The sequence below is a fragment of the Staphylococcus sp. AC872 genome (genome assembly GCF_979255425.1).
The window spans coordinates 222,918-241,159 of sequence record NZ_CEEDKW010000001.1 but is presented as its reverse complement, the minus strand read 5'-3'; the positions used below and the strand labels follow the sequence as shown (position 1 = coordinate 241,159).

The 18,242-nt window shown below is 33.5% G+C and carries 15 protein-coding genes and 1 pseudogene; 15 read left to right on the top strand and 1 reads right to left on the bottom strand.

Features of this window, described 5'->3' with window-relative positions:
• The first annotated feature begins 189 nt into the window (after positions 1-189).
• From ACZ267_RS01280 to ACZ267_RS01250, 7 genes and pseudogenes are all read left to right on the top strand, one after another.
• Positions 190-549 (top strand): DUF4467 domain-containing protein, encoded by a 360-nt coding sequence (locus tag ACZ267_RS01280; RefSeq protein ID WP_002465456.1) that lies wholly within the window; start codon positions 190-192, stop codon positions 547-549.
• A 26-nt stretch (positions 550-575) separates the two neighbouring features.
• Positions 576-1,175, top strand: coding sequence for a thioredoxin domain-containing protein (locus ACZ267_RS01275; protein ID WP_047211042.1), 600 nt, complete (start codon positions 576-578; stop codon positions 1,173-1,175).
• A 293-nt stretch (positions 1,176-1,468) separates the two neighbouring features.
• The gene (locus ACZ267_RS01270) at positions 1,469-2,473 is read left to right on the top strand and encodes a metal ABC transporter solute-binding protein, Zn/Mn family (protein ID WP_047211041.1); all 1,005 of its coding nucleotides are present in this window, start codon (positions 1,469-1,471) and stop codon (positions 2,471-2,473) included.
• 149 nt (positions 2,474-2,622) lie between these two features.
• Complete coding sequence (locus tag ACZ267_RS01265) at positions 2,623-3,093, top strand: SRPBCC family protein (RefSeq protein ID WP_002465462.1); 471 nt, start codon at positions 2,623-2,625, stop codon at positions 3,091-3,093.
• 81 nt (positions 3,094-3,174) lie between these two features.
• Positions 3,175-3,354, top strand: coding sequence for a hypothetical protein (locus ACZ267_RS01260; protein ID WP_047211040.1), 180 nt, complete (start codon positions 3,175-3,177; stop codon positions 3,352-3,354).
• Between the two features lie 286 nt (positions 3,355-3,640).
• Complete coding sequence (locus ACZ267_RS01255; protein ID WP_463680278.1) at positions 3,641-4,459, top strand: formate/nitrite transporter family protein; 819 nt, start codon at positions 3,641-3,643, stop codon at positions 4,457-4,459.
• 279 nt (positions 4,460-4,738) lie between these two features.
• Positions 4,739-5,275: pseudogene (locus ACZ267_RS01250) on the top strand (GNAT family N-acetyltransferase).
• A gap of 93 nt (positions 5,276-5,368) precedes the next feature.
• Here the strand turns inward: ACZ267_RS01250 and nikA are convergent.
• Positions 5,369-6,841: a nickel ABC transporter substrate-binding protein gene (gene nikA, locus ACZ267_RS01245; RefSeq protein WP_047211038.1), complete on the bottom strand. Its 1,473-nt coding sequence runs from the start codon at positions 6,839-6,841 to the stop codon at positions 5,369-5,371.
• 318 nt (positions 6,842-7,159) lie between these two features.
• Here nikA and ACZ267_RS01240 point away from each other — a divergent pair, with 318 nt between their 5' ends.
• The 8 genes from ACZ267_RS01240 (at position 7,160) to narI (ending at position 18,236) form a co-directional block, all read left to right on the top strand.
• Positions 7,160-7,882 carry a sirohydrochlorin chelatase gene (locus ACZ267_RS01240; protein WP_047211037.1) on the top strand — a complete coding sequence of 241 codons (723 nt, stop codon included), beginning with the start codon at positions 7,160-7,162 and terminating at the stop codon, positions 7,880-7,882.
• A 69-nt stretch (positions 7,883-7,951) separates the two neighbouring features.
• On the top strand, positions 7,952-10,357 hold the full coding sequence (gene nirB / locus ACZ267_RS01235; protein ID WP_463680277.1) for a nitrite reductase large subunit NirB: 2,406 nt from the start codon (positions 7,952-7,954) through the stop codon (positions 10,355-10,357).
• Positions 10,358-10,359: 2 nt separating this feature from the next.
• Entirely contained in the window at positions 10,360-10,674 is a 315-nt protein-coding gene (nirD, locus tag ACZ267_RS01230) for a nitrite reductase small subunit NirD (protein WP_002465474.1), read from the top strand.
• Entirely contained in the window at positions 10,665-11,591 is a 927-nt protein-coding gene (cobA, locus tag ACZ267_RS01225; RefSeq protein WP_047211035.1) for a uroporphyrinogen-III C-methyltransferase, read from the top strand. The genes nirD and cobA overlap by 10 nt, the downstream gene beginning before the upstream one ends.
• Positions 11,592-11,771: 180 nt before the next feature.
• On the top strand, positions 11,772-15,455 hold the full coding sequence (locus ACZ267_RS01220; RefSeq protein WP_124747922.1) for a nitrate reductase subunit alpha: 3,684 nt from the start codon (positions 11,772-11,774) through the stop codon (positions 15,453-15,455).
• Positions 15,445-16,998, top strand: coding sequence for a nitrate reductase subunit beta (narH, locus tag ACZ267_RS01215; protein WP_047211033.1), 1,554 nt, complete (start codon positions 15,445-15,447; stop codon positions 16,996-16,998). Before ACZ267_RS01220 ends, narH begins: the two co-directional genes overlap by 11 nt.
• Positions 16,991-17,566 carry a nitrate reductase molybdenum cofactor assembly chaperone gene (narJ, locus tag ACZ267_RS01210; RefSeq protein ID WP_047211032.1) on the top strand — a complete coding sequence of 192 codons (576 nt, stop codon included), beginning with the start codon at positions 16,991-16,993 and terminating at the stop codon, positions 17,564-17,566. Before narH ends, narJ begins: the two co-directional genes overlap by 8 nt.
• On the top strand, positions 17,559-18,236 hold the full coding sequence (narI, locus tag ACZ267_RS01205; RefSeq protein WP_047211031.1) for a respiratory nitrate reductase subunit gamma: 678 nt from the start codon (positions 17,559-17,561) through the stop codon (positions 18,234-18,236). The genes narJ and narI overlap by 8 nt, the downstream gene beginning before the upstream one ends.
• The last annotated feature ends 6 nt before the right edge of the window (positions 18,237-18,242 follow it).

Below are 18,242 nucleotides of genomic sequence, written 5' to 3'. Positions count from 1 at the left end.
ATAAAAAATAGCGTCATACTTTTGTATGATGTGATAAAATCATAGATTCTATTTATTTTTAAAATTGTGTTTTTTGTATGAATTGATACTGTGATACTCTGGATTCTATGATAAAATCTAGAGTGAAAGATGACATGATTTAAAATAAGATTTCATCTCAAATGAGTCATATTATCGGGAGTGAACATATTGAAGAAATTCGTAGTGATGATCAGTGTATTAACACTAGTACTAGTCGGATGTAGTAGTGGAAAATATACAGATAAAATTGATAAAGCGGTTAAGTTACAAGAAAAGAAACAAACTAAAATAGCAAAAAGAGATGCTGGCGACGAAGTGAAGCACTTTGATAAAAAGGATGCTAATATCTATGTTTATGATAAAGGAAAATACGTTATCCTAGCGTATAAACCTTTAAGTGATGATGAAGAAGTCCATTATTACACTTATGAGTTTAAGGGGAAAAAGGCTAAATATAAAGAAAACTTTAACTCAAAAGGTTATTATCAAGAACATGATCCAGATTACAAAGAAGAAAATATGCGCTAGCCTGCTATAAGTGATAAGGAGCAACAATGAAAAAATTAATCAGTATAATATGTTTATGTTTCATCATCGTGTTAGTGAGCGGTTGTGGTAAAGAAGATGTGAAATCGCCTCAAGCCACTAAAGATGGTAAACCACTCATTGTTATTTATGGTGACTTTAAATGTCCATATTGTAAAAAGGTTGAAAAGAATGTGATGCCTAAACTTAAAGAGAAATATTTAAACAACCATAAAGCGGAAATTAAATACGTTAATATGGCATTTTTAGGTAAAGATTCAATTATAGGGTCAAGAGCAGGACATGCAGTTCAAAATATTGCACCTCGTTCTTATTTACAATTTCAAAAATTAATGTTTGAGCATCAACAAGATGAAAAGAAAGCGTGGATTACTGAAAAAGTAGTTGACCAACAGATTGATCATTTGAATATTTCTGCAGATCAAAAAGAAAAAATAAAGTCAGAATATAAAACTAAAAATAGTGCCGCATGGAAAGATGCAAATAAAGATAAGAAAGATACAAAAGCACATCATATTAAGACAGCGCCAACTGTGTTTATCAATGGCAAAAAAGTGGAAGATCCATATCACTTTAAAGAATATGATAAATTACTTCAATCAAAATAAATCATTTATATAATGAGGTCGGGATTTATGCCTGCATTTTGGACGACGATGAATCGTTTTTCAAATATGCAATAGCATCATATCTCGACCTTTTATGGATATTGTAAAAATTTGATGAAGATGATGGATAACTAGATAGTTAAAGGTGACACTGGGTATGGTCATATAAGATGAAATAATTTTGAATATTTAAAAGATATGAATGATAAAAAAGTTGTCTGAATAGGCTTGTTTTTTACGAGAGTAAGGTATATAATTTTTAATCGTAATAATTACTATTTAGGAGGAACGACATGAAAAGAAAATTAAGTTTATTGTTACTTATTCCTCTTATGATATTAGCACTTGCTGCATGTGGCAACGGTGATGATCATAAAAAAGGAGATAAGTTAAAAGTTAATACAACAGTATATCCGTTAAAATCATTTACAGAACAAATTGGTGGTAAATATGTAGATGTTAAATCAATTTATCCAGCGGGCGCAGATTTACATAGTTATGAACCTACTCAAAAAGATATGATGAGTGCGGCAAAATCTGATTTATTCATTTATACTGGTGACGATTTAGATCCAGTAGCTAAAAAAGTGGCTTCAACAATTAAAAAAGATGATAAAAAATTATCTTTACAAGATAAAATCAGCAAAAATGATTTATTAGCAGATCATCATCATGAAGGTGAAGAAGAACATCATGGCGAAGAAGAACATCACCATCATGGTAAATATGACCCACACATTTGGTTAGATCCTAAGATGGACCAAACATTCGCTAAAGAAATTAAAGATCAACTTGTGAAAAAAGACCCTGATCGTAAGAAATATTATGAAAAGAACTATAAAAAATTAAACAAAGATTTAGAGAATATTGATAAAGACATGAAAGACGCGACTAAAGGTAAAAAAGGTAATGCAGTATTTATCTCTCATGAATCTTTAGGTTATCTTTCTAATCGTTATGGATTCGAACAAGTAGGCGTTCAAAATATGAGTGCAGAAGATCCATCACAAAAGGATCTTACAAACATTGTGAAAGAAATTAAAAAGAATAAAGTAGAATACATTTTATATGAAGAAAATGTATCAAATAAGATTACTGATACAATTAGAAAAGAAACAGATGCGAAACCATTAAAATTCAACAATATGGAATCTGTAACTAAAGAACAACAAAATGAAAAAGGTCTTTCATACCAATCATTAATGAAAGAAAACATTAAAAACATTAAAAAGGCTTTAGATAGTAAAATTAAAGTAAAAGATGAAGACCATGAGCATGAACACGAACATGAACACTAAATAATATATTGAGAAATACAGAGCACTTCAGATGTTAGAACTTGATTCTAGCATGTTGAGGTGCTTTTTATGGTTCAATCTTTAGTAACTTCTATTCTATTTTGCTATGATAGATTTGTTTTAAATTATCAAAATTTAGGAGAATATCTATGACTATTAAAGTTGAAAAAAATAAAATTATCTTTTCAAGAACATTCACAGGAACGATTCATGAACTATTTAACGCATATACACAAGAAGATTTGTTTAAACAATGGTTTCATCCAGAAGGTGCTTCTACGGAAGTATTTGAATTTAATGTAGAAGAAGGTGGACATGCATTTTTTGCTATACACACGCCCGATATGACAAGTTACACGCGTTCAGAATACAAAAAAATTGAAAAACCTAATTACATTGAATACTTAGACTTTTTCGCTACACCAGATGGCGACAAAGATCCTAATATGCCAGGTATGCATATTGTAATTGAATTTGAGGAGAAGCAACCTAATCAAACTACAGTGACGTCAACTTCTGTATTACCTTCAGAAGAAGCTGCTCAACAAGCGCTTGATATGGGCGTCGAAGAAGGTATGAATTCAACATTGGACCAATTAGAAAAACTATTGAAATCATAATTGTAAATAAATTGTACCAACTGTGGATTTGTAAATGGGTGTATTATTGAAGTGGAATCTTATTTAAAAGAGGTTGATTTGATGAAAAAACTATATCTAATCGTGTTGGGATTATACTCAATAACTCATTTTATTTCGGCGGTTGTCATTAATTCCAAATGTTTTGCTAACCAATATGTACGTTTTATATTAAGAACGTTATTAGGGTATAGTATTTTTGCATCAGGATTACATTATTTTTCAAAATTAAAACGAAAATAATGGGATCGCTAATATTTAAATATGGACTGGGGTGGGGACAATGGTTGAGTGTCTGCCTCAGTTTTTTCTATTTAGTTTTTATTAGATTAATTGGTAAAGTCAAAAGGGAAATGTTAGATGAGACAATCATTAAATTGAAATGTAAAACTGATTCTATCAAATATTTATAAATAACTTAAAAAGCATTTTATCATTTGTTAAAAAATTACCACTATTCATCATCTTTATTTCTTCATATAATGAATATGAAATAAATGATTTTAAAAAGATGGGAATAATTGAGAATATGATGGAAAATCGAAAAACTACCGAAGATACATACGCAACTAAGTCTATTATGGAAGCGGTAGTAAGCCAAGGGCAAATGAAAGAAGTCATGGCTGATCAAACACCTATGCGTTATGCGTTAAAAGCAATGATGGCAGGATTCTTGTTATCTATTGTCACGGTATTTATGCTAGCTATTAAAACACAATTTGCTGCTACACAAATTGATGGCTTAATTAATTTGCTTGGTGCCATTGCATTTAGTTTAGCCTTAGTATTAATTGTATTAACGAATTCAGAATTACTAACAAGTAATTTTATGTATCTAACAGTAGGTTGGTATTATAAAGCAATACGTTTGAATAAAGTCATATGGATATTTACATTTTGCTTTATCGGTAATGTACTGGGTGGAATCATCTTATTTTTCTTAATGAAATATGCACATGTAATGACTCCAGAAATGACGGATGCACTAACTGAAACTGTACAAAAGAAAACAGAAGCATCAACATGGTTAAATATATTAGTAAAAGGTATTTTCTGTAATTTCTTTATTAATATAGGTATCTTTGTATCTATGCAATTTAAAGAAGGATTAACAAAAGCATTCTTTATTGCTTGTGGAGTAGTTGTGTTTGTCTTCATGGGTTATGAACACGTTGTCTTTAATGCCGGTTTATTCTCAGGTATGCTATTTTTCAATATTGATGGAATGTCAGGTTTAGGCGTTTTGAAAAATATTGTATTTGCTTTAATAGGTAATTATATTGGTGGCGGTATCTTTGTTGGATTAGTTTATGCTTATTTAAATGGTCAACGTTCACAATTAAAATAATGATCTTTGTGTAAGGGAGTGGGACAGAAATTATAAAGAACCACTAATCATTGATTATGTAGTGGTTCTCACGCATTAGCCACAGCTAATGTGTACTTTAAAATAAGAACACATATGTGTAAGTCAACTACTGCCTAAATATAAATGTAACTTGAACTATATATTTATGTCCCAGCCTGTTAATTTTTGTGACGAGTTATCAAACAAGTTGATTGACTCTTGTCGTTTTTCTTTTTACGCTTAATGTCATGAATAGAGAAAACGAAAGACGTGAAGAGAATGAGTAACGTGAATATAAGAATTGCAGATCAAAATGATGTTGTACCGATTCATCAACTTATGTATGAAGCCTTTACACCATTAAGGGAATTAGGCATTGATTGGCCATCAGTGAATGCCACAGAGGAAATGGTAGCAGACAACATCAAACATAATACAACATTTGTATTAGAATTGAACGATACAATCATCTCAACGATTACCGTACGATATCCATGGGGGAGTGTCAGAAGTATTTCTGGTTATCCGTTCGTTTGGTGGTTTGCCACACAACCAGAATTCGATGGACAGGGCTATGGTAGTCAATTGTTAAAATACGTAGAAGAAGATTTTTTAAGAGATACATTAAAGGCCTCAGCAGTCACATTAGGAACATCCGCGCGATTACATCCTTGGTTATTAAGTATTTATGAAAAAAGAGGATATGAAATATATGCTTAACATGAAAACGATGACGGTGATTTAGGTGTGATTATGAGGAAAATATTAATTCCTGAACGCTTTGAAGAAAAAATTCTAGGACAACCACCATTTTAAAAAAGTCATCACAAAGAGTTAAAAATAGCCAGAAAATGAATTGAAACATTCATTTTCTGGCTATTTTAATATTATTAAAAGTTCGAGGATTTATTATTTTTTATCTACTTTGTAATCAATTAAATAAATAGACTCTGGTGTTACATTGAAGTTTTTAACATTTTTACTTACACCGTCAATTTGGTCATTGTACGTTATATAACTATTTGGAATGTCTTTGTCTGACGTTTTCAATATTTGATTCGTTAGTTGCTCACGTTCTGTTTGACCGAATGTGTGGTTTAGTTGTTTGATTTGTTGAGTAACCTCTTTATTGTCATAGTTACCTTTATTATTTGCGCCTTTTGGTAAATAAGCAGTATTAAAGAAATAACCTGTATCTCCTCTAGGAACTGTTAAGTAACTATACATAGAAGCATCCCATGCATCTTTATCTTTCAAATATCCTTCGATATCATCTACGTTTCTTAATTTTACTTCAATGTTTGCTTTTTTAGCTTCAGATTGGATAACTTGTCCAATCTTAGGTAATTCAGGTCTACCATCATAAGTAACCATATTTATTTTTAAAGGATGATCTTTAGTGTAGCCTTCTTTGGCTAATAGCTTTTTCGCTTTATTAATGTCTTGTGGCTGAACCTCGCTACCTTTAATATGCTTCAATCGATCATTAAATGGTCCAGAGGCTGGTTTGGCATAATTTTTGGATACATTCTTAGCAATTTCTTTACGATTAATAACTGCATCAAATGCTTCTCGAACATTTTTATTCATTTTTTTGCTGTCGTGATTATAAAGTAATAAATGTGTTCTGAAACCAGATGTACTTTGAATATTCGCTTTATTAGATTTTTTAACGTCATTAATTTGATCGATAGGTACATCTGTTGTTAAATCTGATTTGCCAGATAATAAATGATTGACACGAGTATTGCCATCTTCATGATATGTGACATTGATTTTACTTAATTTAGGTGTACCTTGCCAATAATCTTTGTATTTTGATAGCTCTATCTTTTGTGACCGTTGATATTTGTCAATTTGGTACGGGCCTGTACCAACTGGTTGATCCGAAACTTTGCCTTTCGCTTGTGTGTCATAAATAGCTGCGAATGGACTCGCTAATTCGGATTTTAATTCAGGATAAGGTTCCTTGGTTTTGATTGTCACTTCTTGGCCTTTTGCAGTGATTTTATCAATAGGTAGAGATCCACTTAATAAGTCACTCTTTTTAACACCTTGTTCTAGACTACGTTTGACAGCATCTCCAGTTAATTTATGACCATTTTGGAAATGAATGTCATCTTTAATTTTTAGGGTAAGTGTATCATCAGATTTTTGTTTGAAGGATTTAACCAATAGGGGTTTAACTTTACCATCTTTAGACATTTTGAATAAAGATTCTAATGCACCGATTTTCACAGGTACATCCGTTTCATATGGCGCAATTGATGTTGTTTTTAATGGGATTTCAACATTAAGCGTATCTTTTTTATTTGTTGCATTATTGCTACAACTTGCTAAAATAAAGGATACTATAATTATCAGAATAGTAAATCTTTTCATGTCGTTTACTCCTCTCCATTGTCTTATCATGAAAATTTACTAAGTCGTTAATATGGCACGTACATATTGCATCGTTCGTTATGTATTTGAAATTGGTGCTAGTTGAAGTAGTACATATATTAACCACTAATATTTTAATTATATATCTTATTACATGTAATTTAAATCTTTATACATCTCTTTTTACAAAGTTAAATATTTTATTATGTCGTGTATATAACTTGTATAAGGGTATTCCCTAATTTTCACTAAAAATGTGAAATTAATCACAAAAACTCTACGAATTAGTTTACAATTCAAGTTGAAAGGATTGGTATTATGGTAGGCAACATTTTAGTGGCACATGGAATGAGAAAAGGAAATCAAAATAAAGCCTTAGAAGAATTCATTACAACTTTACTAAAAGATGAAGAGTACCATTACGAATTAGCGTTTTTAGAGAGTGACACACAGAGTTTAGAAATAACAATGGAAAATATGATCGAAAAAGGAATCACACAATTTAGAATTGTGCCGTTACTTATTTTTAGAGCGATGCATTATATTGGCGATATTCCTAACATACTATCAGAGATGAAAGTAAAGTATCCTCAAATTTCGAGTCAAATGAGTGAACCTTTAGGCACACATCCTTATATGAAATCACTAGTAGAAAGAAGAATAGAGGATGTGCATCTTGCTGATCAAGCCTCCAAGACAGCAACGGTTATTATTGCACACGGTAATGGTAGCGGCCGTTTTACAAAAGCACATGATGAACTTAAAGCATTTGTGGAAACCATCGACTCGAAGCGACCTGTATATGCAAGAGCTTTATATGGCGTTTTAACATTCAGAAATGATTTAGACGAGATATCAAAACAATATGATGAATTAATTATCGTGCCACTCTTTTTATTTGATGGAAGATTGGTCAATAAAGTAAAACGATTCATTGATGACATGGATATTCATTGTAAACTACACATTACACCGTCAATCAATTTTGATGACGCATTGAGACTTATTATACGAGAACGTCTTGAAGCACTCCAATTTTAAAAATAACAACATGTGCCTTTATATCTAATCCTTTAAATAACTTATCTATAGTGATAAAGGGGCATATATATGACTAAAAACAAATTAGTGATGATAGGAAATGGCATGGCTGGTTTGAGAACTATCGAAGAAATTTTGGATAGAGATCCGCAACGTTTTGAAATTACCATTATCGGTAAAGAAGCCTATCCAAATTATAATAGAATCATGTTATCTAATATTTTACAAAATAAAATGACTGTAGAAGAAACAATCATGAATTCATATGACTGGTATGCAGAACATGACATTAAATTGGTTAATAACGATCCAGTGACGATATTAGATAGAGCAAATAAGACTGTTATAACTGAGAGTGGGCTATCCTTTGAATATGATCAATGTATAATTGCCACAGGTTCAAAAGCATTTGTTTTACCTATTCCAGGATCTGATTTACCAAGTGTTATTGGGTGGCGAACAATTGATGATACTAAACGCATGATGGAGATAGCTCAAACTAAACATAAAGCAATTGTTATAGGTGGGGGACTATTAGGATTAGAATGTGCTAGAGGGTTATTAGACCAAGGTATGGAGGTAACCGTAGTACATTTAGCAGAATGGCTTATGGAAATGCAATTGGATCGAAAAGTAGGTCAAATGCTAAAAAATGATTTGGAACAACAAGGTATGCGATTTGAATTACAAGCGAATACCCAAGAAATTCTCGGTCATGAAGATGTTGAGTCCGTTAGATTAGCAGATGGACGTGTGTTAGAAGTGGACTTAGTTGTTATGGCGGTAGGTATTAGACCTTATACTGAGGTAGCTAAAGCGGCTGGTTTAGACGTTAATAGAGGTATTATCGTTAATGAATTTATGCAAACAAATGATCCAAATATCTTTGCTGTGGGAGAATGTGCAGAATGTGAAGGTAAAGTATATGGTTTAGTTGCACCATTATATGAACAAGGTATCGTTTTAGCAGACTATTTAATAAATAAGGAAACTAATGGCTACCATGGCTCTACTACATTTACCTCTTTAAAGGTATCAGGGTGTGATTTATATAGTGCAGGTATTATTCAAGAAACTGACGATATTCATGGTATAGAGATATTTAATAGTATCGATAATAATTATAAAAAAGTATTTTTAAAAGATGGAGAAGTTGTCGGTACAGTGTTATATGGGAATACAGATGATGGTTCTCGCTTCTATAACATGATGAAAAAGCACGAATCTATCGAAGACTATACGTTGGTCTCTTTATTAACAAAAGGTGGAGAAGCTGCCAATGTATCTATTGAGGATATGGCAGATGACGAAACAATTTGTGGTTGTAATGGTGTCAATAAAGGCACAATTGTAGAAGCGATTACTAAAAACGGATTAACGTCTGTAGCTGAAGTTACAAAAATGACTAAAGCAGGAAATTCATGTGGGAAATGTAAAGGCCAAATCGCAGACATTCTACAATATGCATTAGGTGATGATTTTATAGCCTCTAAACCAACTGGTATATGTGCTTGTACGGATTTATCACGAGATCAAATTGTTACTCAAATTAGAGCAAAAGGACTCAAAACATCTAAAGAAGTGAGACATGTACTCAACTTCAAAGATAAAAATGGATGTCCAAAATGTCGTCCTGCTATCAACTACTATTTGAACATGATATATCCAAATGAGCATAAAGATGAAAAAGAATCACGATTTGCCAATGAACGTTATCATGCAAATATTCAAAATGACGGTACATTCTCCGTTATCCCCCAAATGCGCGGTGGTGTTACAGATGCAGATCAACTTATTAGACTAGGAGAAGTCGCTAAAAAATATAATGTACCACTTGTTAAAGTTACAGGATCTCAACGTGTGGGATTATATGGATTGAAAAAAGAAGAACTACCAAGCGTATGGGAAGACTTAGGCATGCGTTCTGCTTCAGCTTATGGTAAAAAAACACGTTCAGTTAAAAGTTGTGTTGGTAAAGAATTCTGTAGATTTGGAACACAATATACGACTCAACTTGGTATTAGATTAGAGAAAACATTTGAATATATTGATACCCTACATAAATTCAAAATGGGTGTATCAGGATGCCCTAGAAGCTGCGTGGAATCTGGTGTGAAAGATTTTGGTGTGATATCAGTAGAAAATGGTTTCCAACTCTATATCGGAGGTAATGGCGGTACTGAAGTAACAAAAGGACAATTACTAACTACTGTAGAAACAGAAGATGAAGTGATTCGTATTTGTGGTGCATTGATGCAATATTATCGTGAAACTGGAATATATGCTGAAAGAACTGCGCCTTGGTTAGAACGTCTTGGTTTTGAAAATGTGAAAGAAGTATTGTTAGATCCCGAACGTCAACAAGCACTTTTCGATAGAGTGATGGAAGCGAAACAAGCGATCCAAGAGGAACCTTGGCAAGCAATCGTAAATGATAAAGCATCACAAAAAATCTTTGAAGTTGAGAGGGTTTAATCATGAAACATATGGAGAAAATTAAAGTGTCCCGTATAGATGAGTTAACACCATTAATTGGTAAGAAAGTATTCGTAAACGATAAAGAGATTGGTTTGTTTTTAACAAATGAAGGAGAGATATTTGCAGTCAATAATATTTGTCCTCATAAAGAGGGGCCTTTGTCAGAAGGTACTGTTAGTGGAAACTATGTTTATTGTCCTTTACATGACCAAAAAATTGATCTTAAGACAGGTGATGTTCAGGAACCAGATACTGGTTGTGTAGAAACGTATCCAGTAGAAGTCGTAGATGGAGATATTTTTATATGCCTTTAAATCGATACGGAACTGTCTACTTAGTAGGTGCAGGTCCTGGTGATCCTAATTTATTAACTAAAAGAGCGCAAAGACTCATTGAAAATGCAGATATTATATTATACGACAGATTGGTTAATCCCTTTATATTGCAATATGCTAAACCAGATATAGAAATCATTGATGTTGGTAAGAAACCATATACTAAACATATTCAACAAGAGGCCATTAATCAAAAAATGATTGAAGCGGCAAGTAAACATCATCATGTGGTTAGGCTTAAAGGAGGCGACCCTGCTATATTTGGACGTGTCCAAGAAGAAGTAGAAGCTTTAGTTGAATTAAATATCAACTTTGAAATAGTGCCGGGGATAACATCGGCAAGTGCAGCAGCACAATCCATGAACTTAGGTCTAACAATGAGAAGTATAGCTAAAAACGTTACTTTTTCAACAGGTCATTTTAAGGATTCAAAAGATAATGACATTGATATCAGTACATTAATAAATAAAGGAACGCTAGCTGTTTATATGGGGGTTAAACGACTACCTAGAATTATTTCGCAAATCAGACAGTATACATCGTATGATTACCCAATCGCAATTGTTTTCCGTGCCTCACTTTTTGATGAACAAGTATTGACTGGAAATATAAGTAATATCGAACAAAAGTTAAACCAGTATAAAGTAGAAGGATTACCAGGCATTTGTATCATTGGAGATATCATCAGCTATTCACAACCCCAAATTAAGACTAAGCATAAAGAAAAAATATATATTGTAAAAGGCGATAGAAACCAAGCATTAGAAAAATGTGAATTACTATATGAGCAAGGTTATGGATGCATGATTGAAGTAGATGAGACGTATCATTATTCTCAACAAGCATTATACAAAACAGTGTTAAAGCAGTATACACATCAGTTTATTGAATTATAAGCACAAAATGAATATTAATGATAAAGCAGTGTCTATCTAGAATAGGCACTGCTTTTTTGTAGTAGGGAATTTATAAGTGCAATTAGGACATTCCCTAATATATAAATATTGTGAAAAAATGTACAATCTAATTGAAAAGATTGGAACGCATAGATGAAGTAAAGGTCTAGGAGGATATTTATGGGCAAATTTGGATTAAATTTTTTTAAACCAACTGAAAAGTTTAATGGTAATTGGTCAGTACTTGAAAGTAAAAGCAGAGAATGGGAAAAAATGTACCGTGAACGTTGGAGTCACGATAAAGAAGTGAGAACTACCCACGGCGTGAATTGTACTGGGTCTTGTTCATGGAAAGTTTTTGTTAAAAATGGCGTCATAACATGGGAAAATCAACAAACAGATTATCCTAGTTGTGGTCCAGATATGCCAGAATATGAACCGAGAGGATGCCCAAGAGGTGCCTCATTTTCATGGTATGAATATAGTCCATTAAGAGTTAAATATCCCTATATCAGAGGGCAACTTTTAGAATTATGGCAAGAAGCACTTGAAGAAAATCATGGAAACAAAATTGCTGCATGGGCATCTATTGTAGAAGATGAAGAAAAAGCCAAACGTTATAAACAAGCGCGTGGTATGGGTGGTCATGTACGATCAAATTGGAAAGATGTAACTGATATTATCGCTGCTCAATTACTATATACCATAAAAAAAGATGGTCCAGATAGAATAGCAGGATTCACGCCTATTCCAGCGATGTCTATGGTGAGCTATGCAGCTGGTGCACGATTCATTAATTTGTTGGGTGGAGAAATGTTGAGTTTTTATGATTGGTATGCCGATTTGCCACCAGCATCACCTCAAATATGGGGAGAACAGACAGATGTCCCTGAATCAAGTGATTGGTATAACGCTGCTTACATGATTATGTGGGGTTCAAACGTACCATTAACAAGAACTCCAGATGCACATTTCATGACAGAAGTACGATATAAAGGCACTAAAGTCATTTCTATCGCACCAGATTATGCTGAAAATGTAAAGTTTGCAGATAATTGGTTGGCGCCTAACCCAGGCACTGATGCTGCAGTTGCGCAAGCAATGACACATGTTATTTTACAAGAATATTATATCAATAATCCTAATGCACGATTCATTAATTATGCTAAACAATATACAGATATGCCTTTTGTATTAATGTTAGATCAAGATGAAAATGGTTTGAAAGCAGGCCGATTTTTAAGAGCAAGTGATCTTGGACAAGATACAACAAACGGAGAATGGAAGCCTGTGTTATTTGATAACTTATCAAATCAACTAGTTGTTCCAAATGGCACGATGGGGCAACGCTGGGAAGATGGTAAACAATGGAATCTTAAATTAGAAGATGAAGCAGGCAATGATATTCAACCTAGTCTATCCATGGATGAAAGTGATTTTGAATTACAACAAATTCAATTTCCATATTTTGATAGCAATGGCGACGGTGTCTTTGAACGACCTATACCTACTAAGAAGATTAAATTAGCTAATGGTGATGAAAGATATATTACTACTGTATATGATTTGATGATAAGTCAATATGGTATCAAACGTTTTAATCATGAATTAGAAGCAACGGGATATGACGATGCACATTCTAAATATACGCCTGCCTGGCAAGAAAACATTACAGGTATAAAATCTAGCCTAGTCATTCAAGTTGCAAAAGAATTTGCTCAAAATGCTATAGACACAGAAGGACGCTCAATGATTATTATGGGAGCTGGTATCAACCATTGGTTTAATTCCGATACAATTTATCGTTCTATTTTAAATTTAGTTATGTTATGTGGCTGTCAAGGTGTCAATGGTGGTGGTTGGGCACACTATGTTGGACAAGAAAAATGTCGACCTATCGAAGGATGGAATACGATTGCATTTGCTAAAGATTGGCAAGGGCCTCCACGCTTACAAAATGGGACAAGTTGGTTCTATTTCGCAACAGATCAATGGAAGTATGAAGAATCAAATGTTGATAAATTGAAATCACCTTTAGCGAAGCATATAAAACATCAACATCCTGCTGATTACAATGTGACAGCAGCTAAATTAGGCTGGTTGCCTTCGTATCCACAGTTTAATAAGAATAGTTTGTTATTCGCTGAAGAAGCCAAAGAAAATGGTGATGATTCAAATGAAGCCATCTTACAACGTGCGATTAATGAAGTGAAAACGAAGGAAACAAAATTTGCAGTAGAAGATCCTGATTTAAGAAAAAACCATCCTAAAACATTATTCGTATGGCGTTCTAATTTAATTTCTAGTTCTGCTAAAGGACAAGAATATTTTATGAAACATTTATTAGGTACAAAATCAGGATTATTAGCATCACCAAACGAAGATGATAAACCTGATGAAATTCAGTGGAGAGAAGAAACAACAGGTAAATTAGATTTACTCGTATCGCTCGATTTTAGAATGACAGCGACGCCATTATATTCAGATATTGTTTTACCAGCAGCAACTTGGTATGAAAAGCATGACCTTTCTTCTACTGATATGCATCCTTATGTTCATCCATTTAATCCAGCCATAGATCCATTGTGGGAGTCTCGATCCGATTGGGATATTTATAAAACACTCGCTAAAGCAGTGTCAGAAATGGCGAAGGATTATCTACCAGGTACATATAAAGATGTCGTAACAACACCATTAGGTCATGATTCTAAACAAGAAATAGCCACACCATTAGGTATAGTAAAAGATTGGTCTAAAGGTGAGATAGATGCCATACCAGGTAAAACAATGCCTAACTTTACCATCGTAGAACGTGATTACACATTAATTTATGATAAGTATGTTTCTGTTGGACCGAAATTAGAGACAGATAAAGTAGGGGCGCATGGTGTTAGTTTTAGCGTGAAGGAACAATACGAAGAATTAAAAAGTATGCTAGGGACTTGGAATGATAAAGATCCTAAATCTATCAAAAATGATAAACCTAGAATTCACTCTGCTCGAAATGTAGCAGATGCAATGTTAAATCTTTCATCAGCTACTAATGGCAAATTATCACAAAAATCTTATCAAGATTTAGAAAAACAAACAGGTATGACGCTAACTGACATTTCAAGTGAACGTGCGTCTGAAAAAATAACATTTTTAAATATTGGTTCTCAACCTAGAGAAGTTATTCCGACAGCAGTGTTCCCTGGCTCAAATAAAAATGGACGACGTTATTCACCATTTACAACAAATATAGAAAGACTCGTACCATTTAGAACGTTAACTGGTCGTCAAAGTTACTATATTGATCATGAGATTTTCCAACAATTTGGAGAAAGTTTGCCTATTTATAAACCTACATTACCACCGATGGTATTTGGTACTAAGGATAAGCAAATTAAAGGCGGTACTGACACTTTAATATTGCGTTATTTAACACCACATGGCAAATGGAATATTCACTCTATGTACCAAGACAATAAGCATATGTTGACGTTATTTAGAGGTGGACCAACAGTATGGATTTCTGATGAGGATGCAGTTGAACATGACATTCAGGATAACGATTGGTTAGAAGTATATAACCGAAATGGTGTCGTTACAGCGAGAGCTGTCATTTCACACAGAATGCCTAAAGGTACAATGTTTATGTATCATGCACAAGATAAACATATTCAAACACCTGGTTCTGAAATTACTGATACTAGAGGTGGTTCACACAATGCACCAACACGAATTCATTTGAAACCAACACAACTCATAGGTGGCTATGCTCAAATTAGTTATCATTTCAATTATTATGGACCAATTGGAAATCAAAGAGATGTATATGTAGCAGTAAGAAAGATGAAGGAGGTCAATTGGCTTGAAGATTAAAGCGCAAATAGCAATGGTGTTGAATTTAGATAAATGTATAGGTTGTCACACTTGTAGCGTTACCTGCAAAAACACATGGACAAATCGACCTGGTGCAGAATATATGTGGTTTAATAATGTTGAAACAAAGCCTGGTACAGGTTATCCCAAACGTTGGGAGGATCAAGAGCACTATAAAGGCTGCTGGGTATTGAATCGGAAAGGGAAATTACAACTTAAATCTGGTAGTAAGTGGTCTAAAATAGCACTTGGAAAGATTTTCTATAACCCTGATATGCCATTGATTCAAGATTATTATGAACCCTGGAATTATAACTATGAGCATTTAACAACAGCTAAGGCAGGTCAACACTCTCCAGTAGCAAGAGCCTACTCTGTTATTTCTGGTGAAAATATGGATATTGAATGGGGACCTAACTGGGAAGACGATTTAGCTGGTGGTCATGTGACTGGGCCTAAAGACCCTAATATTCAAAAGATAGAAGAAGATATCAAGTTTCAATTTGATGAAACATTTATGATGTATCTACCAAGATTATGTGAACATTGTCTTAATCCAAGCTGTGTTGCGTCTTGTCCATCAGGTGCTATGTATAAAAGAGATGAAGATGGCATCGTTTTGGTTGATCAAGATGCATGTCGTGGATGGCGTTATTGTATGACTGGATGTCCTTATAAAAAAGTCTATTTTAACTGGAAAACGAATAAAGCTGAAAAATGTACATTTTGTTTTCCTAGAATTGAAGCAGGCATGCCTACAGTTTGCTCAGAAACTTGTACAGGTCGAATGAGATATTTAGGCGTATTATTATATGACGCTGACAGAGTAGAAGAAATGGCATCAACTGAAAATGAACAAGAATTATATGAAAAGCAATTGGAACTATTCTTGGACCCATTTGATGAAGCAATCATTGCACAAGCTGAAAAAGATGGTATTAATCATGAATGGATTGAAGCGGCACAACAGTCACCGATTTATAAATTAGCCATTGAATATAAATTAGCATTCCCATTGCATCCAGAGTATAGAACAATGCCAATGGTGTGGTATTGTCCACCATTAAGTCCAATTATGAGTTACTTTGAAGGTAAAAATTCAGAACAAAATCCGGATATGATTTTCCCTGCCATAGAAGAAATGCGCTTACCGATAGAATACTTAGCGAATATGTTTACAGCAGGTGCCACTAAGCCGGTCAAACAAGCACTACAAAAAATGGCTATGATGAGAAGTTATATGAGAGCACAGGTGACTCAAAAAGATTTTGATGTTGAACGTCTAACGCAACTAGGTCTTACTGAACGACAAACGAAAGATATGTATCGATTATTAGGTTTAGCCAAATATGAAGAACGATTTGTGATACCGACAACACATAAAGAAACTTATTTAGATACGTATCACGCTCAAGGTTCGCAAGGTTATGGTGGCGAAAACTTCGGTGTGAATTGTGAAGGATGCGGCGTCGCAGTTGCTACGGACAAGTCAGGTCAAGACATTTATAACGAGCGTTTCTATGGAGGGATTTTCCGTGATTAACTTTGACAATTTATATCGATATCAAGACAGTTTAGGATATATCGCAATGCAATTATGCTTCCCTGAGAAAAAGACATTTAATGAAAATATATTTAACGAAGTTATCGATCCTAGTCATCCGGGGTATCAAGATCTATTAGCATTTAGAGAACAGATGATGCAATATACGTTATCTGAAATTCAACAAATATATACAGATACCTTTGATTTTAGCAAAAAAGCCCCTTTATATATGACATATAATCAATTTGATACGCAAAAAGAGCGAGGGCAAATGTTAGCAAAACTTAAAGTATTGTACGAAATGTTTGGTTTGAAAATGGTAGATAATGAACTGTCAGATTATCTACCGTTGATGCTACAATTTTTACAAACTATAGAATGGCGTGGTGATGAAAGGGCAGAAGAAAATATTCAATTAGTCATTATGATTATTGAAGATGGAACATATGTCATGGCAAATGAACTTGGAAAACTTAACCATCCATATGGTTATGTCATTCAAGCATTAAGAAAGACGTTGAAATTATGTTTACAAGTGCCAGAAGGGGTGGCTCAACATGATTAATCAATTTTTATGGGTCATATATCCATACTTATGTATTGCTATATTTATCATCGGACACATTGCAAGATTTAAGTATGACCAGTTTTCTTGGACAGCAAAGTCTAGCGAATTAATTGAAAAAAAGAGATTGAAATGGGGAAGCTTACTATTTCATTTAGGCGTAATTCCCGTTTTCTTTGGACATGTCGTTGGTCTTGTCATACCGAAATATTGGATGGATTCATTAGGTGTTAGTGAACATATGTATCATTTTGGGGCAGTATATATTGGTAGTATTTTTGGTATAATGACGTTAATAGGTATGTTGTTACTTACCGCTAGAAGAATTACACTCAAAAATGTGAGACGTTTAAGTTCATTTTCAGATATTTTTGTTAATATTCTTTTATTAATCATTATCTTCATGGGATGTTACTCTACAATAGTTACTAATATGATGCATATCGAATTTAATTATCGTGAAACCATTTCAGTTTGGTTTAGACAACTCTTTATGTTTAAACCACATGCAGATTTGATGACCAATGTACCATTGCAATTTAAATTGCATATGTTATTAGGGTTTACCATTTTTGCGTGTTGGCCATTTACGCGTTTAGTTCATGTATGGAGTGTACCCTTATCGTATACAAATAGAAGGTACATTATTTACCGAAAAAATAAACTATAGTAATTC